General features: G+C 44.5%; 21 protein-coding genes and 1 pseudogene. 13 read left to right on the top strand and 9 right to left on the bottom strand.

Translation table 11 applies throughout. The annotated features are described in order from the left end of the window. Nucleotides 1–56 precede the first annotated feature (56 nt). The gene (locus ACXAFM_RS19140; RefSeq protein ID WP_474835807.1) at nt 57–2,411 is read right to left on the bottom strand and encodes a YgiQ family radical SAM protein; all 2,355 of its coding nucleotides are present in this window, start codon (nt 2,409–2,411) and stop codon (nt 57–59) included. A 228-nt stretch (nt 2,412–2,639) separates the two neighbouring features. On the opposite strand from ACXAFM_RS19140, the gene ACXAFM_RS19135 reads away from it, so the two are divergent. Then, nucleotides 2,640–3,104 (top strand): EVE domain-containing protein, encoded by a 465-nt coding sequence (locus ACXAFM_RS19135; protein WP_474835806.1) that lies wholly within the window; start codon nt 2,640–2,642, stop codon nt 3,102–3,104. 154 nt (nt 3,105–3,258) lie between these two features. On the opposite strand, the gene ACXAFM_RS19130 is transcribed toward ACXAFM_RS19135, so the two are convergent. After that, nucleotides 3,259–3,669, bottom strand: coding sequence for a hypothetical protein (locus ACXAFM_RS19130; RefSeq protein WP_474807164.1), 411 nt, complete (start codon nt 3,667–3,669; stop codon nt 3,259–3,261). A gap of 166 nt (nt 3,670–3,835) precedes the next feature. Between ACXAFM_RS19130 and ACXAFM_RS19125 the strand changes: the two genes are divergently transcribed. The 8 genes from ACXAFM_RS19125 to ACXAFM_RS19090 all read left to right on the top strand — a co-directional run bounded on the left by ACXAFM_RS19125 (nt 3,836) and on the right by ACXAFM_RS19090 (nt 14,544). Continuing rightward, the gene (locus ACXAFM_RS19125; RefSeq protein ID WP_474835805.1) at nt 3,836–6,175 is read left to right on the top strand and encodes a TonB-dependent receptor; all 2,340 of its coding nucleotides are present in this window, start codon (nt 3,836–3,838) and stop codon (nt 6,173–6,175) included. 15 nt (nt 6,176–6,190) lie between these two features. Beyond that, nucleotides 6,191–8,344 carry an FAD-dependent oxidoreductase gene (locus ACXAFM_RS19120; protein ID WP_474835804.1) on the top strand — a complete coding sequence of 718 codons (2,154 nt, stop codon included), beginning with the start codon at nt 6,191–6,193 and terminating at the stop codon, nt 8,342–8,344. A gap of 29 nt (nt 8,345–8,373) precedes the next feature. Continuing rightward, entirely contained in the window at nt 8,374–9,237 is an 864-nt protein-coding gene (locus tag ACXAFM_RS19115; protein ID WP_474835865.1) for a DUF547 domain-containing protein, read from the top strand. Nucleotides 9,238–9,376: 139 nt separating this feature from the next. Then, nucleotides 9,377–10,570, top strand: coding sequence for an ABC transporter substrate-binding protein (locus ACXAFM_RS19110; protein ID WP_474832106.1), 1,194 nt, complete (start codon nt 9,377–9,379; stop codon nt 10,568–10,570). Continuing rightward, the gene (locus ACXAFM_RS19105; protein WP_474831988.1) at nt 10,570–12,315 is read left to right on the top strand and encodes an ABC transporter permease; all 1,746 of its coding nucleotides are present in this window, start codon (nt 10,570–10,572) and stop codon (nt 12,313–12,315) included. The genes ACXAFM_RS19110 and ACXAFM_RS19105 overlap by 1 nt, the downstream gene beginning before the upstream one ends. Continuing rightward, the gene (locus tag ACXAFM_RS19100) at nt 12,305–12,943 is read left to right on the top strand and encodes an ATP-binding cassette domain-containing protein (protein WP_474831985.1); all 639 of its coding nucleotides are present in this window, start codon (nt 12,305–12,307) and stop codon (nt 12,941–12,943) included. Before ACXAFM_RS19105 ends, ACXAFM_RS19100 begins: the two co-directional genes overlap by 11 nt. Then, the gene (locus ACXAFM_RS19095; protein ID WP_474831981.1) at nt 12,937–13,578 is read left to right on the top strand and encodes a CDP-alcohol phosphatidyltransferase family protein; all 642 of its coding nucleotides are present in this window, start codon (nt 12,937–12,939) and stop codon (nt 13,576–13,578) included. The genes ACXAFM_RS19100 and ACXAFM_RS19095 overlap by 7 nt, the downstream gene beginning before the upstream one ends. A gap of 114 nt (nt 13,579–13,692) precedes the next feature. After that, entirely contained in the window at nt 13,693–14,544 is an 852-nt protein-coding gene (locus tag ACXAFM_RS19090; RefSeq protein WP_474831979.1) for a sterol desaturase family protein, read from the top strand. Nucleotides 14,545–14,603: 59 nt separating this feature from the next. Here ACXAFM_RS19090 and ACXAFM_RS19085 read toward each other — a convergent pair whose 3' ends face one another. After that, nucleotides 14,604–15,377 (bottom strand): DNA/RNA non-specific endonuclease, encoded by a 774-nt coding sequence (locus ACXAFM_RS19085; RefSeq protein ID WP_474831976.1) that lies wholly within the window; start codon nt 15,375–15,377, stop codon nt 14,604–14,606. Between the two features lie 138 nt (nt 15,378–15,515). Next, a complete protein-coding gene (locus ACXAFM_RS19080) occupies nt 15,516–16,091 on the bottom strand; it encodes an exopolysaccharide biosynthesis protein (RefSeq protein WP_474831974.1) in 576 nt (191 codons plus the stop codon). A gap of 339 nt (nt 16,092–16,430) precedes the next feature. On the opposite strand from ACXAFM_RS19080, the gene ACXAFM_RS19075 reads away from it, so the two are divergent. Continuing rightward, on the top strand, nt 16,431–17,750 hold the full coding sequence (locus ACXAFM_RS19075; protein ID WP_474831971.1) for a sensor domain-containing diguanylate cyclase: 1,320 nt from the start codon (nt 16,431–16,433) through the stop codon (nt 17,748–17,750). 141 nt (nt 17,751–17,891) lie between these two features. Here the strand turns inward: ACXAFM_RS19075 and ACXAFM_RS19070 are convergent. Further along, nucleotides 17,892–18,158 (bottom strand): annotated as a pseudogene (locus tag ACXAFM_RS19070) (zinc-binding dehydrogenase); the annotation flags it as partial. A gap of 166 nt (nt 18,159–18,324) precedes the next feature. Here ACXAFM_RS19070 and ACXAFM_RS19065 point away from each other — a divergent pair. Then, on the top strand, nt 18,325–19,071 hold the full coding sequence (locus ACXAFM_RS19065) for a nucleotidyl cyclase domain-containing protein (RefSeq protein WP_474831968.1): 747 nt from the start codon (nt 18,325–18,327) through the stop codon (nt 19,069–19,071). A gap of 50 nt (nt 19,072–19,121) precedes the next feature. After that, nucleotides 19,122–19,928: a DUF3307 domain-containing protein gene (locus ACXAFM_RS19060; RefSeq protein ID WP_474831966.1), complete on the top strand. Its 807-nt coding sequence runs from the start codon at nt 19,122–19,124 to the stop codon at nt 19,926–19,928. 115 nt (nt 19,929–20,043) lie between these two features. On the opposite strand, the gene ACXAFM_RS19055 is transcribed toward ACXAFM_RS19060, so the two are convergent. Further along, the gene (locus ACXAFM_RS19055; protein ID WP_474831964.1) at nt 20,044–20,874 is read right to left on the bottom strand and encodes a DUF4437 domain-containing protein; all 831 of its coding nucleotides are present in this window, start codon (nt 20,872–20,874) and stop codon (nt 20,044–20,046) included. A 190-nt stretch (nt 20,875–21,064) separates the two neighbouring features. On the opposite strand from ACXAFM_RS19055, the gene ACXAFM_RS19050 reads away from it, so the two are divergent. Beyond that, the gene (locus tag ACXAFM_RS19050) at nt 21,065–22,015 is read left to right on the top strand and encodes a LysR family transcriptional regulator (protein WP_474831961.1); all 951 of its coding nucleotides are present in this window, start codon (nt 21,065–21,067) and stop codon (nt 22,013–22,015) included. Between the two features lie 40 nt (nt 22,016–22,055). Here ACXAFM_RS19050 and ACXAFM_RS19045 read toward each other — a convergent pair whose 3' ends face one another. From ACXAFM_RS19045 to ACXAFM_RS19035, 3 genes are read right to left on the bottom strand one after another with little or no spacing between them, the layout of a single operon-like run. Next, nucleotides 22,056–24,095 carry a putative bifunctional diguanylate cyclase/phosphodiesterase gene (locus ACXAFM_RS19045; protein ID WP_474835803.1) on the bottom strand — a complete coding sequence of 680 codons (2,040 nt, stop codon included), beginning with the start codon at nt 24,093–24,095 and terminating at the stop codon, nt 22,056–22,058. After that, on the bottom strand, nt 24,095–24,601 hold the full coding sequence (locus tag ACXAFM_RS19040; RefSeq protein WP_474835802.1) for a YfiR family protein: 507 nt from the start codon (nt 24,599–24,601) through the stop codon (nt 24,095–24,097). Before ACXAFM_RS19040 ends, ACXAFM_RS19045 begins: the two co-directional genes overlap by 1 nt. Before the next feature lie 9 nt (nt 24,602–24,610). After that, nucleotides 24,611–25,663 (bottom strand): hypothetical protein, encoded by a 1,053-nt coding sequence (locus ACXAFM_RS19035; protein ID WP_474835801.1) that lies wholly within the window; start codon nt 25,661–25,663, stop codon nt 24,611–24,613. Nucleotides 25,664–25,732 lie beyond the last annotated feature (69 nt).

Raw genomic sequence — 25,732 nt, 5'->3', positions numbered from 1 at the left:
CAAAAAAGCCCGATGTTGAAAAGCATCGGGCTTTTTTATTTTTAGCGTTTGTTATCTTAACGTTTATGCATGCTTGGCTGTTTTTGAGAGCGGCCACGATTGTTTCCGCCGCCATTATTCGCCTTAGAAGCTTTACCGGAATTTCGATTGGCGGTATTACCGTTGGCTTGATCTTGCCTATTACCGCTACCTTGCTTATTGCCGTTTGTATTACGACGGCTTTTATTAACCGCGCTACCGTCTCGGCTTTTGCCTTTCCCGTTTTTACCCTGAAACGTGGGTGGAAGCCCGGTATGCTTAGTAAGCGCGCGTTCTCCACGACGGCCTTTTTGCGCTTTCTGACGTTTCTCGTCAGCGGTCTCTGGCGGCACAAGGTGCTGAGGACCACGGCCAATTAAGTCTTCACGTCCCATACGCGTAAGGGCTTCGCGAATTTGCGCAAAGTTTTTCGGGTCGTGATAGCGCAGCATTGCCTTATGCAGTCTGCGATGAATTTCACCTTTTGCAGAAGGCACCTCTTCACTTTCTTTCGTCACTTTGCGAAGTGAATTCACCTCTGTGTGGTACATAGTGGTGGCCGTTGCCATTGGCGACGGATAAAAGTTTTGTACCTGATCCAGCTTAAATTTGTTTTCTTTAAGCCATATCGCAAGGCTTAGCATGTCTTCGTCGGTGGTACCCGGGTGCGACGCAATAAAGTAAGGTATTAAATACTGTTTTTTGCCCGCTTCTTGTGAGTACTTATCGAATAGCTCTTTAAAACGGTAGTAACTGCCCATGCCCGGTTTCATCATTTTCGAAAGCGGGCCGTCTTCCGTGTGCTCTGGTGCTATCTTCAAATAACCGCCTACGTGGTGAAGGGCTAACTCTTTTACGTATTCAGGGTCTTCTACCGCTAGGTCGTAACGTACGCCTGAAGCAATCAAAATCTTTTTAATTCCAGGCAACTCGCGAGCACGGCGGTATAAGTCGATAGTTGGCTTATGGTCGGTATCCATATGTGCACATATGCTTGGGTACACACAAGAAGGGCGGCGACAGGTGGCTTCCGCTTTCGGACTCTTACAACGCAGGCGATACATGTTCGCTGTTGGGCCGCCTAGGTCTGAAATAACACCAGTGAAGCCCGGTACCGTATCGCGTATTTGCTCTATCTCGCGAATAATAGAGTCTTCAGAACGGCTTTGAATAATACGCCCTTCGTGTTCGGTAATAGAACAGAAAGTACAGCCACCATAGCATCCGCGCATAATGTTGATACTGAAGCGGATCATATCGTATGCAGGAATTTTTGCATCGCCATATATAGGGTGAGGCACACGCTGATAGGGCAAATCAAATACCGCGTCCATCTCTTCTGTCTCAAGCGGCATGGCGGGTGGGTTAATCCAAATGTGTCTGTCGCCATGGCGCTGCATCAGTGCACGAGCGCAACCTGGGTTGGTCTCTTGGTGCAAAATACGCGATGTATGTGCGTATAAAACCTTGTTGTCTTTTACTGTTTCATACGCAGGTAGCTTAACGTACACGTTTTCCCAAGGCTTACGCTTTTCTTTTTCTTTCTGCGCAGGCTGAATAACAATGGGCGATGCTTCTGGTGCTTCACTGCTTTTCGTATCTTTATCCTGCGAGTCGCACTCGGGCTCCATTTGATAGGGGCTTGGAATGGCGTCAATTTTACCGGGTCTATCTAGAGAGGTAGAGTCAACACCTTGCCATTCGGGCAAGGCTTCTTTAACGATGATTGCGGTACCGCGAATGTCGCGTAAATCGGCAATATCTTCACCTGCCGCCAAGCGATGGGTTACTTCAACAAGCGGGCGCTCGGCGTTACCGAAAAACAGCATGTCGGCTTTAGAGTCGAACAGTACTGAGCGGCGTACTTTTTCGCTCCAGTAATCGTAGTGCGCAATACGACGCAAGCTGGCTTCAATACCGCCTGCAATCACAGGTACGCCTTTAAATGCCTCGCGACAGCGCTGTGCATAAACAGTTACGGCACGGTCAGGACGCTTACCACCTACATTGCCTGGCGTATAGGCATCGTCGTGACGAAGCTTTTTGTCAGACGTATAGCGGTTGATCATAGAGTCCATGTTTCCGGCTGTTACGCCGAAATACAGGTTGGGCTTACCCAACTTCATGAAGTCGTCTTTACTCTTCCAATCTGGCTGAGAAATAATGCCAACGCGAAAACCATGGGCTTCCAGTACTCGACCAATAACCGCCATACCGAAACTAGGGTGATCGACATACGCATCGCCGGTTACCAAAATAACGTCACAGCTGTCCCAGCCAAGGGCATCCATTTCCTCTTTTGACATAGGAAGAAAAGGCGCAGTACCCAGGCAGTGTGGCCAATATTTAGGGTAAGAAAACAGACCGCGGTCGGCCTTAATGGTGGCTTGCATAGTAATCACATCTAGATAAATCAGGGAATTGCTGAACTCAAAATAGGGATGAGCTCAGATTAAGTGCGTAATTATAGCAGTCTTAGCCAAGCTAAGGTATAGCACTGTCATTAAATAAAAGCGCTTTGTATACTGGGGTTAGTTAAAAAGATAATAGAGCACGTACGGCGTATTTTTATTTATAAACGCTTTAGTAAGTGCTCAAATATTAAGAGAATGAATAAAAACATGGCGTATTGGCTATTTAAAACAGAACCTGATGCATTTTCTATCGATGACTTGGCAAACCGTCCTGACCAAACTGAACCGTGGGATGGTGTAAGAAATTACCAGGCGCGTAACTTTTTACGTGACGGCGTAAAGCTAGGCGATAAGGTGTTTATTTACCATTCAAGCTGCAAACTAGTGGGTATTGCCGGTGTTGCAGAAGTGGTGAAAGATGGGTACCCAGACACCACACAGTTTAACCCTGAATCAAAATACTACGACCCTAAATCCAGCGAAGAGAACCCCCGATGGTATCGTGTCGATGTGAAGTTTGTAGAAAAGTTTTCCAATGTACTACCACTTTCTGTGATTAAAAGTATGGAAGGTATTGATGAGCTGCCTTTAGTTAAGAAAGGCGGAAGGTTATCAATAATGCCGGTACAAGAGGGCGAATGGCAGCAACTGTATGCTGCTGCCAGAAAATAAACCTAATGCTAAAACGGCGTGGCCCTCGCGCCCTATAAATTCGATAACGAGAAACATTCGAGCGCTAATTTTTTAGCAGGCAGCCTATCTAGCGAGTATATCTAGTTCTTGCGTCTTGCGAGTCGATCTAGCGCACTTATTCAACGAATAGTCACTACTTGCCAAAGGCAAACTTAGTGTCAGCTTCGCGCAGTAGGAACAGTGCAAAGCACGCACCCCACATAGGCCATGCGGCAAAAAATAGCAGGTGATTAAAGGCGTCTAGATATTGCGGGAAAGACGAAAGGGTAGAGCCGCCGTGAAGAATAAAGATAAGGCCGTAGGTGTATTTTTTCGCAAGGCCTGCTAGAAATGCTAAAACCAGTGCTAGCTGTAATGCGCCCATGATGTAGACGGCCATTTCAGGTACTCCGCCTATACCGTAAAATTTTTCGAAAATAGCCATGCCGTGAGCTGGATTGACAAACTTATCTAAGGTCCAAACGAACATAACGATAAAAATAGTTACGCGAAGAGAAAGTAGTGACCACTCGAGTCGGTTTTGAATATCTGTGTTGTTTTGCATACATGCTCCAAAAGTATAATAGTGCAAGCATACTAGAACGACCGTTCAAAATAAAAATTTCAACTAATTTTATGTTTTCTAAAATTTTTTAAAAATTAAATGTACTGAAATTTTTTGTGACACGTATCGGTCTAGTCGAATAATAAATAAAAATACGGAATCGTTAATGAAAAGAATAATCGGCCTAGCCGTTAGCACAATTGCGCTTGCCATCAGTCAGTCGTTAGCTGCCCAACAAGTTGCAGATATTGAAGTCGTAGAAGTAACAGGCAGTCAACAAAGCTTAAACACGCTAAACCCAGGCGACAATACACTTAAAGGGTTATTTGGTAGCGGTTTAAGTGCAGCAGAAACCCCTCGTGCAGTAACGTCATTGTCGGCAGCAGCGATAGAAGCGCTTAACATTAATGATTTACACGATATCGTAAAGGCAGCCCCTAATGCCTACGCTTCAAGCGGCTTCGGTACACCCAGCTTGCCAAGTATTCGCGGTCAGTTAGGCGAACTTTTTCAAGACGGCGTGCGTCGTCAGGCGGGTAATAATGGTTTTGGGTTGCCATTGTCTTTTAATAGCGTTGAGCAAATTGACGTAGTGAAAGGGCCGTCGCCAGTGTTGTTTGGTAGTACGCAGCGCAATGGCGGCTTTGTAAACCTTCAAACCAAGGTCGCGCCTACCACAGAAAGCAAGGGTAAAGTTACCCTTCGCGCCGGGCGTTGGGAGCAGTATTCAGCCCAAGTCGATTACGGTACTGCAATAGACGAAGGGAAAAGCGGTATTCGCTTTAGTGCTGAGTACCTAGACAATGGCAGTTTCTATGACTTTGCTGAGCGCGATAGTACAAACCTATTTGTTGCATATCGCTATACACCGAGCGCCGTGCTGACGTGGGATATCAGTGCAGAGTATTATGATACAGACTATCCTGACAACGCAGGTATCAACCGCCCAACCCAAGACCTTATCGATAACGGTGTTTATATTACTGGGCAGGGCACTCAACCAAATGGCAGTATAGTACCGGGGGCTGGTGCCATTATTTCACCTACCGGTGAAGTGGTTATTCCTCGTAGCCGCGTATTTACTAATCCTGACGACATTAACGGTGCTGAAACCACGGTTATTCGAAGCAACGTTGAATACAAAGTGGTTGATAACGTGGCGCTTCGCAATATGACCTATTACCAGTATTTAGAGCGTGAAGAGATAGCCCAAAATAGCTTTGTCGAAATTATTGACGGCGCTGATACGTTTGAAAATCGCACTGAAGTGGATTACCAGTGGAACGATAACCAACTTACTACCGTAGGGTTAGCGCTTCGCTATAACGATGTGTTGGGCTATAGCCAGTTTACTACTGAGGCCGACAATCCGATTGATTTAACCGGGCCTATCTCTAACCGTGTGATACCTCTTACCGACGCGCAAAAAGCACGTTTAGTCGAGCTGCGTCCGGGTGTATTCGTATCTCCGGGCGCGCAATATGACCTGGATGGTGATGGCAACGGCGATTTTAACTTGTCAGACACCACTGATTCCACATCGTGGCAAACAGGGGTGGCACTACAGCAACGCTCTACATGGACAGATAAGTTCTCAACCATTGCCGGCGTTAGAGTAGATTATTACGATGTTGAAGCCCGCGACCCATTAGCGCCTGAGGGAGTAACGGCAGCGTCTGATAGCTATAGCGATACGTTAACTAGCTACCAGTTAAGCGCGGTATACAAGCTCACTGGCGACATCAACTTATATGCTGCGTTTTCCGAAAACGATGCTACGTCAAACAGTATGGCGGGTGGCACAGTATTGGGCGGTAATAATGAAATTAACCCGCTTAATTTTGCTACCGAAAATACCCTGTACGAAGCAGGGGTAAAATACGCGCCAAACAGCAAATGGTATGCTGAAGCGGCAGTGTTCGAACAAACCCGTAGCTTACGCAATCGCGACGGCAGCAACAGTGGCGTGAAAACTAAAGGTTTTGAGTTGCAAATGTTTTACCAAGGCGACGATGTATGGGTCAATGCTGCCTACAGTTATTTAGACGCTCGCTTCGGTGACTCTGCAGCGTTTCAAGGCACGGCTCAGGTTATCGACGCCTTTGATAACAGTCGCCCGGATATTATTGAGGGGACTGGAGTGGGATCGCCGTCATTTGCGGCGTTCCCAGCATCGAACAGCCGAGTACAAGGTATTCCACCGCAAATAGCATCTATTAACGCTGGCTGGCAGGTAACTGATGATGTTCAACTTGGTGCGAGTGCTTTATACACCAAGTCATTCCCATTAGACTTTTTACAAACCGTGCATATTCGCGACCAGTACACCATAGACTTAAATGCTGATTACCAAGTTAGCGACGATCTGCGTGTACGCTTAGATGTAATTAACGTGACTGATGAAGAAAATTGGCAGCCACTGTTTGAAGGTGGATATTTCGGCGCGACGCTTGTTATGCCAAACGTGCCCCGTCACGCTCAAGTTACCATGCAATACGCGTTTTAAGCGCTAAGGATTTTTATGTTTAAGAAAATAGCGCTTTTAGGAGTTATCGCCGCCGCTATATTTAGCTTTTTCTACTTTGATTTGAATAGCTATTTAACCCTTCAGGGGATGAAGGACTCACTCGATACGTTTCAAGCGCAAATAGAAGAAAACCCTGTATTAAGCATTGGGGTGTTCTTTGCTATTTATGTGGCCGTTACCGCTCTGTCGCTTCCAGGTGCAGCAATTTTGACCTTAGCTGCAGGTGCACTTTTTGGGCTGGCGCAGGGCTTAGTTATTGTGTCTTTCGCTTCAAGCGTGGGCGCAACGTTAGCTTTTTTAGTCGCGCGCTTCATCTTGCGTGATACCGTACGAAACAAGTTTAAAGAAAAGCTTAAGAAAATTGATGAAGGCATTGAAAAACAAGGTGCGTTCTACTTATTTACTTTGCGCTTAGTGCCAGTATTTCCGTTCTTTTTAATCAACCTGTTAATGGGGCTGACATCACTCAAAACCTGGACATTTTACTGGGTAAGCCAAATAGGCATGCTTGCCGGTACTGCTGTGTATGTAAACGCTGGTACGCAGCTTGCGCAAATTGACAGCCTGTCAGGCATCGTATCGCCTGGACTTATCTTTTCATTTGTTCTGCTAGGTATATTTCCATGGATAGCTAAAGGCATTGTGGCACTAGTGAATCGCCGCCGCGTCTACAAAGGCTACAACAAACCAAAGAAATTTGACCGAAATCTAGTGGTGATCGGCGCCGGTGCTGGTGGGTTGGTTACCAGTTATATCGCTGCAGCGGTGAAAGCAAAAGTAACGCTGGTAGAAGCAGGGGAAATGGGGGGCGACTGCCTTAACTATGGCTGCGTACCGAGTAAAGCCATTATAAAAACGGCTAAAGTAGCAAACCAAATGCGCCATGCCGATAACTATGGTTTAGAGCCGGTAACACCAGCCATGTCGTTTAAAAAAGTGATGGGCCGTGTTCACGAAGTCATTGCGGCAATTGCACCTAATGACAGCGTAGAGCGTTACACCAGTTTAGGTGTGGATGTAGTGAAAGGCTATGCAAAGATCATCGACCCCTGGACGGTGGAAATTAAAAAGAATGATGGCGGCACCCAAACGCTAACAACAAAGAACATTGTTGTTGCCACGGGGGCAGCGCCTTTTGTTCCTGACCTGCCTGGTATTGAACAAAGCGGTTATGTCACATCTGATACTTTATGGACTAAGTTTGCTGACCTTGAAAACGCGCCAAAGCGTTTAATTGTGTTTGGTGGTGGTCCAATCGGTTGTGAGCTGGCACAAGCCTTTTCTCGCCTAGGTAGTGAGGTTACGCAAGTAGAACGTGCACCCCGTTTAATGGGCCGCGAGGATGCTGATGTAGCTGAATATTCTGAATCTGTACTTCGTGAAAGCGGAGTGAATGTTTTGACATCTCATGACGCATTGCGCTTTGAAACGAAAGACGGTGAAAAAGTATTAGTGGTTGCTAAAGAAGGTGTTGAATCAACTGTCGCCTATGACGAAGTGATCGTGGCGGTTGGTCGAAAGGCGCGTCTAAATGGGTTTGGTCTTGAAGAATTGGGTATTCAGTTCGATAGAACCATAGAAACCGATGAATACTTGAAAACGCTTATGCCAAACATCTTTGCTGCTGGTGATGTGGTAGGGCCCTATCAGTTTACCCACGTAGCCGCTCACCAGGCATGGTATACGGCGGTAAATGCGCTTTTCGGCACGTTCAAAAAGTTTAAAGTGGATTATCGCGTTATTCCTTGGACAACCTTTATTGACCCTGAAGTGGCGAGAGTAGGTCTTAGTGAGCGTGATGCTGCAGAACAAGATATTGATGTAGAAGTAACGCGATACGAATTTGCCGAACTCGATCGCGCGGTTGCCGAAAGTGCGCGTAAGGGTTTTATAAAGGTGCTTACGCCGCCGGGTAAAGACAAAATATTGGGCGTTACTATTGTTTCTGAGCACGCTGGTGATTTGCTCGCTGAGTTTGTTATTGCCATGAAACACGACCTAGGATTAAACAAAATACTAGGCACTATTCACGCCTACCCAACATGGGCAGAAGGTGCGAAATACGCAGCGGGGAACTGGAAGCGCGCTAATGCTCCTGAAAAACTTTTAAGCTACGTTGAGAAATTCCACACATGGCGCAGAGGGTAATAGAAGTGAAAACTACTCAATCGTCTTTCATGTGTAAAGTCGCCCGTTTATCACGTAGTAGTAAAGTGCTACGTGGTATTGCAGCAGGCAGCGTAGCGCTGTTTGCTGCAAGCGTAAGTTTCTATGCTAGTGCTGAAGCGGGTCTACATAGCACGTTTGATAATTTGTTAGGTAAGTACGTCACGCCGATTTCTAACGGCGCAAGTACACAGGTTAATTACGATGGCTTTAAAAAAGAGCGGAATACGCTTAACGAGTATTTGGCGCGCTTATCTAAGGTTGAGCAAAGTACATTTGATTCATGGAATAAGGACAAACAGCTCGCTTTTCTTATTAACGCCTATAACGCCTACACCATCGAACTTATTTTAACTGAGTACCCAGCTATTGACTCTATCCGAGATTTAGGAAGTTTCTTTTCTTCGCCTTGGAAAAAAGAGATAGCCCCGCTGCTTGGTGAAACTCGCACATTGGATGAAATTGAACACGAACTTATTCGCGGTACAAACCAAACCACAAAAAACTATAACGAGCCTCGCATTCATTTTGCGGTGAATTGTGCCAGTGTAGGTTGCCCAGCGCTTCGTGAAGAAGCATACACAGCAGACAAACTGGATTCGCAGTTAGAGGCACAAACTAAGCGGTTTTTGGCTGACACCTCTCGCAACAAAATGAGCGATAACACACTCTATCTATCAAAAATATTTGATTGGTACAGTAAGGATTTTGAAGGTGAAAACGGCGAGTGGCGCGACACGTCAACGCTCGACGAGTTTATCTTGCTGTATAAAGACGCAATGCAATTAACTGAAGCGCAAGTTTCAGCGTTAAAAAATGACACTGCAGATATTGAATACCTAAACTATGACTGGGCGCTTAATGCGGCACAGTAGCGCTAACGCTAACGCTAACGCTAACGCTAATGCTAGAGCTCTGAATGCTTCCCAAATGAATTCAGGGTGGCAAGCTGCGGCACAGTTAAGTACAAATAGACCCTTGTTTACCCCCATGCAGGTATTCTTTTTTACCTGCATGGTTATTTTTTCGGTATTTGTTGAGGCCCAGCCGGCGGTGGGCAAAACCAGCGATGAAGCAGCCAGCGAAAAACCGCCTCTTGTTCGATTTCATGCCTGGGGGGGGAGCGCCCAGGTCAATGGCTACCTTCAGTGGGTAGCCGAGCAAGTTAAAACTCGCTTTAACATAGAACTTCAACACGTGAAGCTGGCCGACACTAGTGATGCGGTGTCACGAGTGCTTGCCGAAAAGGCGGCAGGGAATCACAAAAACGGCAGTGTCGATCTCATATGGATAAACGGCGAAAACTTCGCGGCAATGAAAAAACACGATTTGCTAAGTACTTCGTGGGTAGGTGAACTTGACAATTTTAGTCTAACCAATCCAGATCAAAACCCCGCTGTAACGACAGACTTTGGTGAGCCTACTTTAGGAATGGAGGCGCCTTGGGGCAAAGCGTCTATGGTTTTTTACTATCGTAGCGCACACTTAAATACGCTAGGGCTTATGGCGCCGAAAACCATTGAAGAGCTTCTACGATTTAGCCAAAAATCACCAGGTAGATTTACCTACCCAGTACCGAGCGATTATTTAGGTATTAGTTTTATTAAGTATGCAGCGCTAGCACTTAATAAGGATAAGTTAAGCCTTTTCTATCAGCCAGCAAATGATAAATCGCTTGATACGGTTTTACCGAGTTTGTGGGCGTACCTTGATGCGCTGCATCCTACTATGTGGCAACAGGGTGAGCACATGTTACGTCAAGCCTCCCAATTACAACGTTTGGTGGGTACAGGAGAGCTTTCATTGGCCTTTTCTTTTACCGCTTCAGAAATTCCTTCGGCGGTAACGCGTTTCGATTTACCTGACGATGTTCGTACTTATGTTATGCAAGACGGTAGCCTGGCAAACGTTCACTTTGTAGGCCTTACTTATAACTCAAAAAACAAAGCGGCGGCCAAAACGGTGGTTAACTTTCTACTTTCACCGCAGGCGCAAGCTAAAAAACAGGCGGTAGAGGTGTGGGGAGACGACACAGTGCTTGATATTGAAAGCCTCTCTACGTCAGACCAAGCGCTCTTTGCTGAAGATAATATTCACCCGTCAGCGCTAGATAAATCGCAAGCTATGATACTGTTGGCCGAGCCTCATTCAAGCTGGACCGATGCGTTGCGAGAGGCATGGTACGAACGCTATGGAGCGCGCTACTGATGTTCGCTCAATTTACGCGCATTGCCCGCTGGTGCTTAATACTTTTGCTGTGCATTCCTGTTTTAGCCGGTCTAGTTGGCGTGGCATTTCCGGCGTTAGGCTATTTTCCTGCCATAGGCGCCAACAGCTTTTCACTAGATGTTTTTAGAACGCTATTTGCTCTTGATGATATTTGGCAAATGGTGTGGCTTTCACTTTTTACTGGGGTGGGGTCTACATTACTGGCGATGGCTGGTGCGTTTTTATTATTAGCTTCGTTTTATCAATCGAATTGGCTTAACAAAATTCAAGGTTTATTAAGTCCGTTTCTTGTTTTGCCACACGCCGCTGCAGCCATTGCCTTGTTATTTGTGCTTAGCCCGTCGGGCATATTTGCGCGAATAGCTGCAGTTGGAACGAACTCTGCCATTCCTGGTGCCGGCGACGCTTTTTTCCCATACGACTCTGGAGGGCTAAGCGTACTGCTGGCGTTAAGTTTAAAAGAACTGCCGTTTATTCTTTTAATGGCGTTAAGCGTAATCTCGCAGCCATTAGTGAAAAGTAAACTTTCTGGCTATATCAAAGTGGGCACGGCACTTGGCTACTCGCCCGTGGCAACCTTTTTTAAGCTTGTGATGCCCACTGTCTTCACACAAATCAGATTACCTATATTAGCAGTGTTGGTCTTTGCCACCTCTAACGTGGAAATTCCACTTATATTAGGGGGGAATAACCCCAGCACTTTGGCCGTAGCCATTATGCATTGGTTTAATCATATCGATTTATCTATGCGCCTATTGGCAAGCAGTGCTGCTGTGCTTCAGGTTGCCGTTAGTGGTTTGGCGTTACTTCTGCTGTTAGGCGTTGAGCGTGTAGTGATATATGTGGGAAGGAAAAGGCTTGCAAAAGGGAACCGGCGTTTTTTTGATCGCCTTGTGCAAGGCGCCGCCTATAGCACTGTAGCGCTATACATTGCCTTGATTGGCGCGGTGGTTTATTCGGTACTTGTGTACTCAATGGCTAAGCAGTGGTACTACCCCAATTTTTTGCCAGAAGGTACAACGCTATTGCACTGGGAAACGGCACTTGAAACCCTTGCGACGCCACTTTCTAACAGTTTATTACTGGGCATATTGGCAAGCACCTCAGCATTGGGGTTAGTACTATTTACACTGGAAAGTGAGCTGCTTAAACCCGCAGGTAAAAATGCTGAAAGGGCGTTTTCTATCTCGTTATTTTTGCCGTTATTGGTCCCTGGTGTGGCTTTTTTATATGGCCTAGTTTGGTTCCAGCAGCTCGTGCTGCAAGACGCTGTTTGGTTTCATACTTATATTGCTCATATGGTTTATGTGGTGCCCTACGTGTTTTTGTCTATGGCGGTAGCCTATCGCAAATTCGATATTCGCTACGCAATGGTTGCACAAAGCCTAGGCAAAACGCCTTGGCAAGTGTTCTACCATATTAAATTACCGTCCCTGTTTTCAGCCATTATGGTGGCGTGGGCGCTGGGGCTTGCTATAAGTTTCAGCCAGTACTTGCCCACGTTATTGGCCTCGGGGGGCACTATTGCCACTATTACTACAGAAGCCGTGGCTTCAGTGTCGGGAAGCAGTACGCGCTTAACGGCGGTATTCGTTATTATCCAAGCGATTATGCCTTTAGTTGGCTTTGTGATTGCCTGGTATTTACCTGCCGCGTTAGTAAAACCACGTAACAAGTTACGTACATCAGAGAAAAAGAGTAGAGCAGTATTACATGGCGCTTAGTTTAGAAAACCTAGTGGTTTCTCATGCACAAAACACACTATTAAAAGTGAACGTATGTGTAAAAGACGGAGAAATTTTAACGGTAATGGGGCCAAGTGGAGCCGGAAAGTCTACTTTGCTGCAGGCAATTACCGGCCAACTTCATGGGCCGTTTAGTTTTAGCGGTATCATCAAAATTAATGGGGTCGTGGTAAGCGACAAGGCGGCTCATCTACGTAAAGTAGGCATAATGTTTCAAGACGCCTTGTTATTTGAGCACATGACGGTTGCAGAAAATATTGCCTTTGCCATGCCTAAAGACGGTTACGCAAACCGAAAAGCTAAAATGCAGGCTATTGATGAAATGCTAAGCGCTGTCGACTTAGCGGGCATAGGGGAGCGCGCAGTCACTTCACTATCAGGCGGGCAGCAATCCCGTGTTTCTCTACTAAGAACGCTAGCTTCACAACCTGATGTCGTATTGCTAGATGAGCCATTTAGCAAACTAGATTTTGCCCTTCGTGAGCAAATTCGAAGCTGGACATTTGCGCAGCTTAAAGCGCGAAACATTCCCGCAGTACTTGTAACACACGACAAAGAGGACGCCCTTGCTGCCGGCGGTCAAATAATAGAGTTATCACCATGCTAGATGCGAAAATTACCCCCTTTATTAAACCGCTATTAAAACCATTGATCACAACACTGGATGCAAGAAGCATCAGCCCGAATCAAGTTACCGTTGCAGGCTTTATTTTAGGTATTCTTGCCGTCCCCTTTATTATTTTTAACTGGTGGGGAATGGCACTTGGCTGCATTATATTTAACAGAGTGTTTGATGGTATTGACGGTGAGTTAGCACGATATCAGCAAAGTAGCAGCAGTGCTGGTGGGTTTCTTGATATATGTCTAGATTTTTTGTTTTATGCATCTATTCCCTTAGCATTTGGTATTGCTGATCCCATCAACTGGGGCATACCAGCAATGGTGCTACTTGCCACATTTATCGGTACGGGCAGTAGCTTTTTGGCTTTTGCCATTGCAGCTGAAAAGTTCAATATCGACCGACCCCAGTTCGCTAACAAAAGTTTTTACTATATGCAGGGGTTAACCGAGGGTACAGAAACGATTCTTATGTTTCTTGCTTTTTGCTTCTGGCCTGAACATTTTGCTGTACTAGCATATATTTTTGCCGCTGCTTGTGCCGTAACTGTGGTTACTCGAATTGCGGGTGGGTTTAGCACCTTAAATAAAGTAGAACAAAGTCAGTGTTCGACAACTGATTAGGTTTAGGGCGTCACAAGTAATAAGGGTAGGGTGCCACAATTCCGCCTTCTTTGTGCACAAGGGTAATTAGTCGTTAAGAAGTAAACATGAAATTAAAACGAAAAGAGAACTACAGTGGATAATGCATCTGTTATTCGCCTGAGTGTATTTCTAGGTATCTTTGCCTTTATGGCGGTACTGGAAGCCTTGTTTCCTGCGCGCAATGCTGTACTAAATAGAAAAACACGCTGGGTAGGAAACCTTTCCATGGTGGTGATGGGCGCACTAGTATCGAGAGTTTTACTTCCCGCAACCTTAGTAGGCGTGTCGATATGGGCTCAGCAAGAAGGTGTTGGGCTGTTTAACTTCATGCTAGAGCAATCATACAGTGCTTCTTCATCCACTGGCCAATTGAATAATGGCCAATACGACAGCGCTTTCTTTGCTGTTATTGTGGTGGCAAGTGTACTGCTACTAGATATGCTCATTTACTGGCAGCACCGGTTGTTTCATACGGTGCCTCTTCTATGGCGCTTCCACAAAATGCATCACGCTGATAGTCATGTAGATACCACTACAGGTCTTAGATTTCACCCCGTGGAAATTGCTATTAGCCTATGCGTAAAGGCTTTGGCAGTAGCGGTATTAGGCATACCAGCAATTGCTATAGTTATCTTCGAAGTTGCACTAAATGGGTTTGCGCTATTTAACCACGCTAACATTCGATTGCCGCAAAAGTGGGACGACAGAGTGGGTTGGGTGCTTATTACCCAGCGTTTGCATCGCATACATCATAGCCAAGTAAAGGCAGAATCAAATTCTAACTATGGCTTCAGTGTATCTTGGTGGGACAGGCTTTTTAAAAGCTTTACCCCTAGAGCGAAGCAAAGCGACGAAACACTTTCCATAGGCCAACAGGATGTACCTGCGACAAAAGAAAATGCTTCAATTCGCGCCTTGCTACTGCAACCTTTTAAAAGCAACTAGTTACCAACAAAAAGGCTGTCTATTAATGATAGCTACACGTTTTTATGCCCAAGAAAGGCTTAGCTACAGCCAAGTCGCATCGCTAGCTTACCAAGCCTGCCTTCAATAGTTTCCTCACGTTCATCGGGTAATACTGGCATAATATCTAACCCGGTTCTCGCTTCCACTTCATCAATGGTAACTTGTGTTGTGCAGTAATCATCACGGCGAGAGGCGTTTTGCTGCATGATAAACGCAGACGCTTCCACTAAACCGTTAACTTCACTCACGATGACTTTGAAATAACCGCTAGGGATACTATGCAGCTCATCGGCACCGGGCAACGCAGCGAAAAATGTTTCGTAAAGTGGGCCTGAAACCACATACACATCTTGCCCTGTTCTCACTAGGCTGCGTACAGCATTTTCTAATTTAACCCATGGACCTTGGTTCAAATCAGAGTCTTGAGGCGTAATATTTGAAAGGTAATTCAACTCTCGCCAATTCGGTGAGTTACTAAAGGAGGCAAGAGGAACTTGATGACCTCTGTCTGTGCCTATACCGCGCCACGCACCTTTATAGTCATTGGGCTCTAATGTGCTTTCATCATCCAACTCAGGGTCTGCTTTCCAGTTACGGCTTCTAGAAGGGCCATCAATAGTCTCGGGCGTAACATGATACGCCACCCAATTAGCAAACTTTGTTTGTGGGTTATTATTCAGCGTATAAATGGAGCGAGTTATGGTTTGCCCACTTAGTCCAATAGGGCAGCTGAATACACAGTTTTCAGCAAAGGCTTTAAACGCGGGGAAAACAAATGATACAGCAAGAAGTACGGCAATAAGTCTCTTCATTATTTTTCGGCTCTATTCTAATGAAAGTAATAATCTGTACCAAGATACAGTTGTTTAATTTCACGAATAGTACGTAAAAACCACGACAAAACAAGTGGTTGTCGCCTAAAGTAGGGGGGCTCTAGTTAGTACTCAGTGTTACATCATCGCTAATGCCTTGACCACCAAGTATCCGGTTCCTAATTGAAGCAGCATACCAATAATAAGAAAGACGCCGTCACGGTTGGTTACTCCAAGCGCGGTAACGCATAGCGCAAAAGCGGGCAAGGCTACTGCAAAGGGCAGTACCTCCAGAGGTATCATGCAAAGTGATGCAATCGCGCAATATGCCGCAATAATATTCTTTGATGGGGTATGTGAAAGAAAGGTAAGCCTAGGTTTTAATAGCTTTTCAGCTTTCTGCGCATAAGGCTTGGCTTTTTCAACTACGCTATCTAATTTGTTAGTAGATACCTCTTTATTTTTAATAAATGTTGGAAGCCACGGACTGGTTTTTCCTATGGCGACTTGTGAACATATAAAAAATAAAGTGATTCCACACAGCGTGGGTACGCCTGGGATGGCGCCAGTGGGAAGCAGAGCGATCAGGGCTGGCATCAATAAGAGGGGGCCAAAACCCCTGTCTTCGAAGCGTTCTATTACCTCACCTAGTGACGTAGTGTTTTCGCTCTCGCTGTACATGTTATCCATTAATTCAACAATTGAATTTCCCATATTCGCCTACAAATTCCAATTTAATAATCGCTATACTTATCATTACGCTTTTTCGTTAAATAAGTTTAATGAAGTGCCGGTGCGCGTCGTGGGATAAATAGATTTTTCACTAGTTAAAGATTAACTGCTACATTTACTGAATAGAAGTTCGTGAGATTCAAATTGAATTCGACAGATATACTTTCCATTCTGAGACAAATGCCCTCGAGCATTTTATTCAAGTGCCCAGAGTCGGCCAGCATTCATGTCAGTAAGGGCTTTGAACGGGATTTCGGGATACGACAATCTACTTTTGTTGATACGCATTCTTTTAATTTTTTTGACCTCGAAACAAAAGAAATGATTTCCCCAGGTAAGTCGCCATTTGTGCTTGCAGAAAAGGGGCAGGCAGTAGCGCAGCACTACAGACTTCAAACAGGTTCTAGGACAATGAACTGTTTTGTTGAAAGTGGCGTGGTAACCACTCCTGTAGGGGATTGGGTTGTGTTACAGATTAAAACAAACTTTACAGCATTATTCAGCGATAACAGTAAAAGTTCAGCAGTAAGCAAGCATATATCCTTCAATCAGCTTCTCACTAATTTTTCATCCAAGCTCATTACAGCCAGTGTTTATGAACTCGACGGCATTATTGATCAAGCTTTGGCTGCCTTAGGTAAGTTCTGTGATGTAGATAGATGCTACCTTTTTGAGTTTAGCGATGATGGTGAATGTATGTCTAATACTCACGAATGGGTTGCCGCAGGTGTAACGCCTTTTATTGATGAACTTCAGAACATACCAACGAGTTCGCTACCCTTTTTCATTTCCCATATTTCTAATGGAATGTTTAAAGTTGATGATGTAACGACGCTTCCTGAAGAGGCTGCGGCGGAAAAACTCGTTTTTGAAGAAGAGAGAATTTTCTCTATTTTGTGTGTCCGTATTATGGTGGACGATACTATTTACGGTTTCATTGGCTGTGACATTATAGGCAGCCCATACTCATGGAACGCATTTGATATTGAATATTTGCGCCGAATAGGCGAGATGCTTGGTAACACATTACAAAGTCTACGCAACCGAAAAGCGCTTCAAAAAGCGCAAACCGATCTGCTTGACGCTAATAAGCAACTAGAACGTTTAGCGAATATTGATGGCTTGACAGGCATTGCAAACAGAAGGTTATTTGACAGTACGTTGCAGCGAGATGTGGAGCGATGTGAAGAACAAGGCTTGGCGCTAAGCTTACTGCTTATTGACGTGGATTTGTTCAAGCAGTTTAACGATGCTTATGGTCACGTGGCTGGCGATGCGGCATTACAAAAAATTGCCGATACATTAACTAATAGCTGCTTAGGTAGTGACGATCTAGTTGCCCGCTATGGCGGTGAAGAATTTGCCGTTATTTTACCTAATACTCGGCTTGATGAACTCCACGCTATCGCTGCACGAATTATTCGAAACGTGAAGTTTCTAGATATCCCACATCGGGCGTCGGACTATGACGGTAAACTTACGGTAAGTATCGGTATGGCGTCTATGGAGCTGAATCCATTACGCCATGATGCTGCTTCGCAAAGTAAAGAGACTGCTTTATCGCTGGTTCAGCAGGCAGACAAAGCCCTTTATCAAGCTAAGGCGTCCGGAAGAAACTGCGCTAAACTTTATTCCGTATAAAGGCCAAATTCTGACATTTTACTTCACACTTTTGTTTAGCCCAGTCCGGCTTCAAAACACTTACCATGTAAATAACGCTGGCGAAATTAAACCTACCGTACTAGATTATGTTTTCTCTAACTATTAGTTCCATCTTGCCCAGTCACCATCGCGCAGCACGGTTTCATCGGCGCCTAATGCTTCTAGAGTGACGCGTTTTTCTTCACTTGTTACCGCTATTACGTATGCGCCTCTCGCTTTCGCTAGCTGAACTGCCGCTGAGCCTACGCCACCCGATGACCCCGTAATGAATACCTGCTCACCTTCTTTTACATTTGCACGGTGTAGCAAGTTTTCGGCAGTCGAATAAGAGCAGGGAAAAGACGCGAGCTCCTCATCTGCCATGGTTGAGTTTGCGGCATGGGCATGGCTCTGTGATCATACTCTCTCCAATGCGTCCTCTATTACATTTCGCTTTTTGTTACTTAATTCAATCACATCCGCTTTTGTGATTAATAATGGTCACATTGTATTGTGTGATTGTTTTTGAATTTGATATAGTAGCGTGTCATAGTGGGCGTCTGAACGGGAAAAAGTGCTTATTGAAAGCAGAAAAGACAACGCGGCGCATAGTGATATGACTAGAAAAAGTGCTTTAACAAGTAATACAAAAAAATGCGCTGGTGTGATTACCGGTGACGTCTCCAACTCTCAGTCTTATTCTGATGCTGAATTCAGAGAGATAATTGCTACGCTGAGAGAGCGTTTAACATACTATGCCGAGTACTACGGTGGAGACTTTGACATTTATCGAGGAGACGCGTTCCAGCTAGTTGTTGAACAACCACAACATAGCATTGCAGTCGCAGTTGGATTGCGTCTAGCACTTAAGGCGCACGCGTCAGGTGTAGATGTGCGAATGAGTGTTGCTGTGGGAGAAGCGCAATTTCGCCCTTCAGAAGTAAAAACAGGCACAGGAGACGCTTTTGTGTTGTCAGGGCGAGGGTTAGATAACATAAAGCCGCACCATCTTACTTTTTGTAGCGGTGAACAAACACTCGACAATAAAACGCAGCTCTTAACACGTTTTGCCGACGCGCATATCAATGGACTGACACAAACCCAGTCGCAAACCTTACTCGCGTACCTTGAAGCCACGGATAAAAGCCATGAGAGTGTTGCGGCCATACTAGATAAAAATCGCAGTAATGTAAGTCGAATCCTCAATGCCAGTAACTATAAACTGATAGCAGAATATCTCGACTATATGGAGAAAGTGCTCATTTTATGGACTCAAGATGGAGCCTCATCAAAAACGGAACAATTGACCAAGGAAGACTAACGTGATGACAGCTAACACAAAAATCATGATATTTGTGACAGGAGAGCGACATGCTTGCTGAACCTCAACTGCTGGTAGCACTCGTGTTAGCACATTTATTAGCAGACTTTTATTTTCAACCGTTTTCCTGGGTACAGCAAAGAAACGAACGACACGCACTAGCTTTGCCCTTATACCTACACGCAATCATACACGGTATACTCGCGGCAGCAGCAATGTTCTTGTTTTCATCAACGATAAGTATCGCAAGTATAGGTTTTAGTGCAATTGTAGTCGCCGTTTCTCACTTCAAAATTGACGTTATTAAATCGTATTGTAAGCAAAACACTATGTCTTTTGTTGTCGATCAAATAGCGCACATTGCCGTGATCTTAGGCGTATTTTTGTATGCCACCAATCAGTGGCGCGAGGCAGTGGGACTACTTCAGCAGGTAGGTACATCACATCTATTAGTGGTCTTGGCCTATTTGGCGGTACTCAAGCCCAGTTCAGTTATTATTAAACAGCTGCTGTCGCCTTGGAGCGATGAAGTATTAGCTAACAAAATGCCGTCTTCTCACCCCAATGATCCGCCCACAATAAGTACAGAGGCACAACAAACTTTATCACTGGCAGGTCAACGAATTGGCTATTTAGAGCGCGTACTCATGCTTACCTTTGTATTGCTAAATCAGTTTTCTGCGATAGGCTTTCTTATTGCGGCTAAATCTATATTTCGCTTTGGCGACCTCACTAAACACCAGGACAGGAAGCTAACTGAATATGTGCTTCTGGGCACCTTCACCAGTGTGGCGATGACGTTTGCCATTGGCTTGGCATGCGCAGCGGCATTAGGGCAGTTACCCATAAAGTCTTAACAAACCACCTTAATTTACTGCTTTTGCAAAGGCTTGTTGACGATGATTGCTCAATGCCTAGAAAATACGCGAAGCATAGGGGATATGCCCCGCGTACGTGAGCGGAAAAAACGTACTAATCTGTAACGCTAAATTTTGACGACGTTCTTAAGTACACAATGGTTGCGCTCTGGTTTGCGCTTTCAACAGAATGGTGTGCAGCAGTTGATGACTCGATATAACTTCCTGCGTTTAACTCGATCTGTCTGGAGGCGTTGTTTTGGCTGTAAATGAGGCTTCCTTTGATAACCACTGCCTTGAATTCATCACCATTAGATTTTATTGAACCTTTAAATCCTTTGGGAAGCTTGACAAGGGTGCCGTATACACTACTTGTCTCGCCCCACAAATAGGCAACAGAAACACCGTCGGCCGCTATATTTACAAGGTCGCTTTTTTGTAGCCATACCATATTATCTGCATGAATATTGATAGGTCGTTCACCATTGTCGAAATGTTCTTTTGACGGTTTAACTAAATACGGACCTTCATCAATTTCCAAGTAAATTAGGTTAGTCTTGTCATTTGCTGCTGTAGTGTGATCTTCACCCGCAGGCTGCGTCCAAAACGAGCCTGTTGGCATCCACATTTTAGCGGCATTTGGGTCGTCATTATGCATTTCACCTTCAATAACAATACCGCGATAGGTGATATTGTGAATGTGTGGCGGCGATTCAAAGCCATTGTTAAATCGCACTAGCATACCGGTAGTTGTGTCTTTGGTTCTATCTCCCCACAGGTCGGCCGCCCCCGGGCTTTTGTCACCCCGTGCCGGATTCAAATAGCCCCACTCAACATTTTCTGCAGTTATCACCCTAGTTTCAGCATAGGCGCTGGGTATAAAAGCAGCACAAGCGCCAACAATTAGCGAGGCCATGGTTAGTTTTCGCAATGCAGTATGTTTCATATAAAGCTCCTGTTTATCCTTACTACTAACGTCATTAACGAATGAATGACAGTTTATTCGTTGGTTGACGGATAATAAACGACCAAAATCGACAAGGACTTTCCCGAAAACGTGGATAATGAAGGTGATCCATTTGCTTTTTCTTTATATGTTTTAAAGGGCGTATGTGGACTAAACCTGTGAGGAAAAAATGAAAACCGAAGACCTTTCTGTGTTTGTTAAAGTCGCTGAAGTCAATTCGATAACGGCAGCGGCTAAGAAACTTGATATCAGTTCATCCGCTGCAAGCATGGCCATTAAGCGTTTAGAAGAGCTGCTCGGCGTAGCGCTTTTTGTGAGAAGTACACGCAAAATTAGGCTGTCCCATGAAGGGGAACAATACTTACCTATGGCTCAACAGGCGCTAAATACACTCCAGCAAGGTTTATCTCTCATTACGGAGGAAAGGCAAAGTGTTAATGGTGAGCTTCGCATGGCGATGTCTTCGGAAATGGGACGCAATTTAATGCGAGAACTGCTGAATAAAGTACAGGGTGAGAACCCCGAACTTTCTTTGCGACTACATGTAAGCGATAGCCGAGTAGATTTTTATCGGGACGGTGTTGATGTAGCGCTTCGTGCAATGACCAAAGAAGCAGTAAAAGAATCACAAATGTATGGTTTTAAAGTGTGCAATATTCCTCATGTTATTTGCGCATCGCCCGAATATATTGAAAAGTGCGGTGAACCACTAACAGCAAACGACCTTATTCAGCATAATGCCTTGCTTTATAAACTTTACGATCAAACCCATAACACATGGGAACTGGTGAAAGAAAGTGAAAAAATTAAGGTAAAAGTGCGCAGCAACCGCGCCGTGAATGACGGAGACATTGTTAGGCGATGGTGCGTTGACGGTATGGGTATTGCCAAAAAGTCAGCCATTGACGTGGCTGAAGATTTATTAAGCGGTAAGTTAAAGCGGGTGTTGCATCAGTATCAAGTTCCATTAACTGAAATGTGGATAATGTTACCCAGCCGACATCTGATCACCCCAGCAGTAAGATTAGTTAGAGATGAATTGAAATTGACCATTGAGGACCGTCGAGGCAAGCTTATAAAAAAAGGCTTACTTAAAGAAAGTGAATGGCCCTGTGATTAAATCGTTTTCAGGTGATTAGTACTCGGCATGGATTACCTGATTACCGCATCAAACCCGCTATCTCAGTGCTTTTAAGCGGTTTATAGTGCAAATAGCCTTGGACCGAGTCACAGCCCATTTCAGTAAGGGCCTGCTGCTGCTCTTTAGTTTCTACACACTCGCCCAAAGTGGTCAATTCTAAGCTTTTCGCAAGCATTATGATGGTGTTAACAATACCGTCATTAGAGCTTGATTGCCCTAATTGAGAAACGAAACTGCCATCAATTTTAAGCTTGTCGATAGGCAGTGTGCCTATGTAGCTAAGGCAAGAGTAGCCAGTACCAAAGTCATCAATGGAAATGTTAAGGCCAATTTTTTTCAGCTTTTTAAGCGACGTTAGTGCAAAGTCTGTAGAGCTAATAAAGGTGTTTTCGGTTAGCTCAACTTCCAGTAAATGTGGTGGGACCTGATACTTACCCAATACTTCTTCGATTTGCTCTGCACAATCTAGCTGTATCAAAAAGCTTGCAGGCAAATTAACCGCCACTGGCACCAAATTTAGCCCTTCATCTAGCCAGTTTCGAATCTGCCTACACACCTCAGAAAGTACCCAAGTAGTGATAGGGTTAATTAAACCTGCTTCCTCAGCAACTGGTATAAACTGAGACGGCGCGATTACAGTGCCCTCGTCATTCCAGCGTATCAGTGACTCTAGACCGATAATTTTATCGCTGCGTATACAAACCTGAGGCTGATAGACTAGTGAGAATGCCCCTTCAAGTTTAATTGCCTGACGAATTCGACTTTCTAAAGATAGGCGCACCAGAGACTCTTCAAGCATTTCAATATTAAAAAAGCTATAGTGTCCAGGTCCTTTTTCTTTTGCGTGATACATGCTTGTATCGGCATGTTTTAATATCTCTATTCCCGTCTCTAAATTTCTTTGATGAAGTGCAATACCAATACTGGTTGAAATGTGAAGCTGGTTGCTACCTATTGCCATAGGTTGGCTAAGGCTCTCGATAATTTCAGAAGATAAAGCGACAAGTTCATCGTGTTCAGCTACACCCTCAAGCATTATCACAAACTCATCACCGCCCCAGCGGCAGACACAATCTTTTTCTGTAACTATTGCTGTTAGCTTTTTCGCTACAATAATCAAGACTTCATCGCCGATATCATGACCTAGCGTGTCGTTAATGAGTTTGAACCTATCAAGGTCGAGAAATAAAATAGAAAGCGCAGAGTTTTGTGCATTAGCTATGTTTACGGCTTCATCTAATTTCTCTACAAACAAATGTCTATTTGGAAGTTGCGTTAGCGCATCGTAATTCGCTTTTTGGTATAGCTGCCTAGTACGCAGTTCTACTACACGCTCTAATTCTGTGTTCTGGGCTTTCAGCTGAGCTTGATGGCTTTCTACAGTGGCCAGTATGTGGTTAACACCTCCAAACAGTTCACCGAGTTCATCATCTCTCTTGTCAGGAAGGCGTTTAGAGTATTCACGTTTGCTTCCTACAAACTTAACAAGAGAAATAAGCTGTTGAATGGGTTTTGATAGAAATCGTTGAAGTCGCCAGTGAAAGAGGTAAGTAAATAGCATGCTTATAGTGAGCACACCAAATACGACATACATAGCGTGCTGCTGTTGTTCTTCTAGCGAAGTGGTGCTTGCGGTAAGTATGAGATAACCAATTACTTCATCGTTAAACTCTATAGGCTTAAGGTAATAAATCAGGTGTTCACCGAAAGTTGCGCCTTCTTTAACGGTTGAGGGGGATATATCATCCCGAAAGTCATCCATTGTGTAGCTTGCAATTACGGTGAACACGTCGTCATAAATTTTTGCACTTTTTATCGCGGGCAGCTTAGACGCGGCATCAAGCAGTTCTTGCGTTGTATCGGCATCGCTAAATAGAACTGATGTACTTGCTGCTGACGCAAGAAGGGTAGATTGGTTGTCTAGTACATCTACCAAGTTGCTTTTGTAATCGGCGACGAAGTTGTTGTAAAGCAACCCAGCTACCAAACACAAAGAGAAAAAATTAACGACTAGGACGGCTAAAAGTTGTTTGGTAAAAAACGAGGAACGTTTAAACATCACTTGATCCTCGCGACTTGAAGAAGTTTGGCACTTATTTTTACATTTAACCGCTCAGCCTCTGCTACATCAATTTCAAAACGCAATTTCTGATTTTCTTCATAAAACCTGAAGACAGCAGGGAGCACCAACACGTTATAAATATCAGATATGATTACACTATGGCTAAGGTGCTGCTCTAAAAGATCATCGCTTTCAGTCAAATACAGTATATCGCAAGACTGGGCATCAACGCTGTCTAAAACAAGCAATGACTTACTATTTGGCTCTCTAGATTCCACTAGTGCTTTCAGGAAAGTTAATAATTCCTGATCGTTATGAATACAGAAGGAGATGGGAACAGCGTTATCTTTGGGCCATGTGATAAATTTAGTAAAGTTATACATATAGGCAGCTTTCAACTTGTCTACTTTTTGAAGCTCAGCTAGTGCTGCGGGAACAAGAAGGCACTGCAATAAAAGCAACCACGAGAGCTTTTGTAAAAAACGAGTCAATTTTGCCGTCACGTTTTTAGCTTAGAACAACGTTGATAATTGAAAGCCAAATCGCCACAACTCTTTAGGCTGAGGGCCATTCAGGTTCTGATATACAGGTTTACTCCCATTTATCTGAATTTGTAACCAGTCAGTAGCCGTATAGTTCAGTCCAGCGTATAACCTTACTTTTGTCCCACCGTATAAATCAGGATTAGTTATGCCAGCCGGGTAGGGGAAAGCACCACCTACGGTAATTTCGTCGTCTTGCCCATGAATAGAATCTGCGTAACTTATCTCGGCGCCGGTGAAGAGGGTGCTTGTTTCGTTTAAAACAAAATTGTACTTACCATTTAGTTCATAATTATTACCTAAGCGATAATCACGGTCGTTGGAACCGGTACGTATTCTTGCCGATAGTGAAACAGAGAAAGGATAATCCCCTTTATTACGATAACCAATTTCTAAAGGTAAGTCGAAAGTGCCGGACCCCAATTGCATCGTATAGGGAAGTTGCTGATCACCCGCTGCGCGCGGCGTGTCTCCCTGCTCATCAATAGAGCCAGTAGGAAAACTGATGCCACCACTTATCCATACGCTGTACTGCTCGTTGGATAGGTATTCATAGTGACCTGTAACTACCACGTCTCCCAATCCTTCAGATGAAATTAGAAATTCATCGTAACCTGGCACTACGCTGAAATGGTCAGTTTCTTGCCTTATCAACGGAATCTGTAGCCCTAGCTTGAAATCATGTTGAAGCTGATAACCTATTTGAATAACTTTTGCATACTGATTTATGACAGTTGGGAGTACAGGGAAATTTTCATCAGTTCGCGCTTCTTCACCGGGTACAAAAAGTACTTCGTCTCGAGATACATCACTGTCGTCAATCATGTATCCATCAAATTCGGCGGCTTTATATTGCAAAGACACCGACCATTTGCGGGGGGAGGTATCGATATCTGTTTCAGTTATATCTACATTAAGTAAATCTTGAAAGCTCATTTCTGCAAATTCTGAAGGTGTACTCTGCGCCATGGCGAAGCCAGAAAAGGCCAGGAAAATAGATGATGAAAGGATGGTATATTTCATTTGAAAGCCGCGAGAATAACAATATATGAATTATAGTGTATTTCGAGAAAACTTTTAATGACAATAAGT

Source organism: Alteromonas sp. ABD4_190 (genome assembly GCF_056160105.1).
Note: the sequence above shows the minus strand (reverse complement) of the source record. Positions and strands in the feature narration are given on the sequence as shown.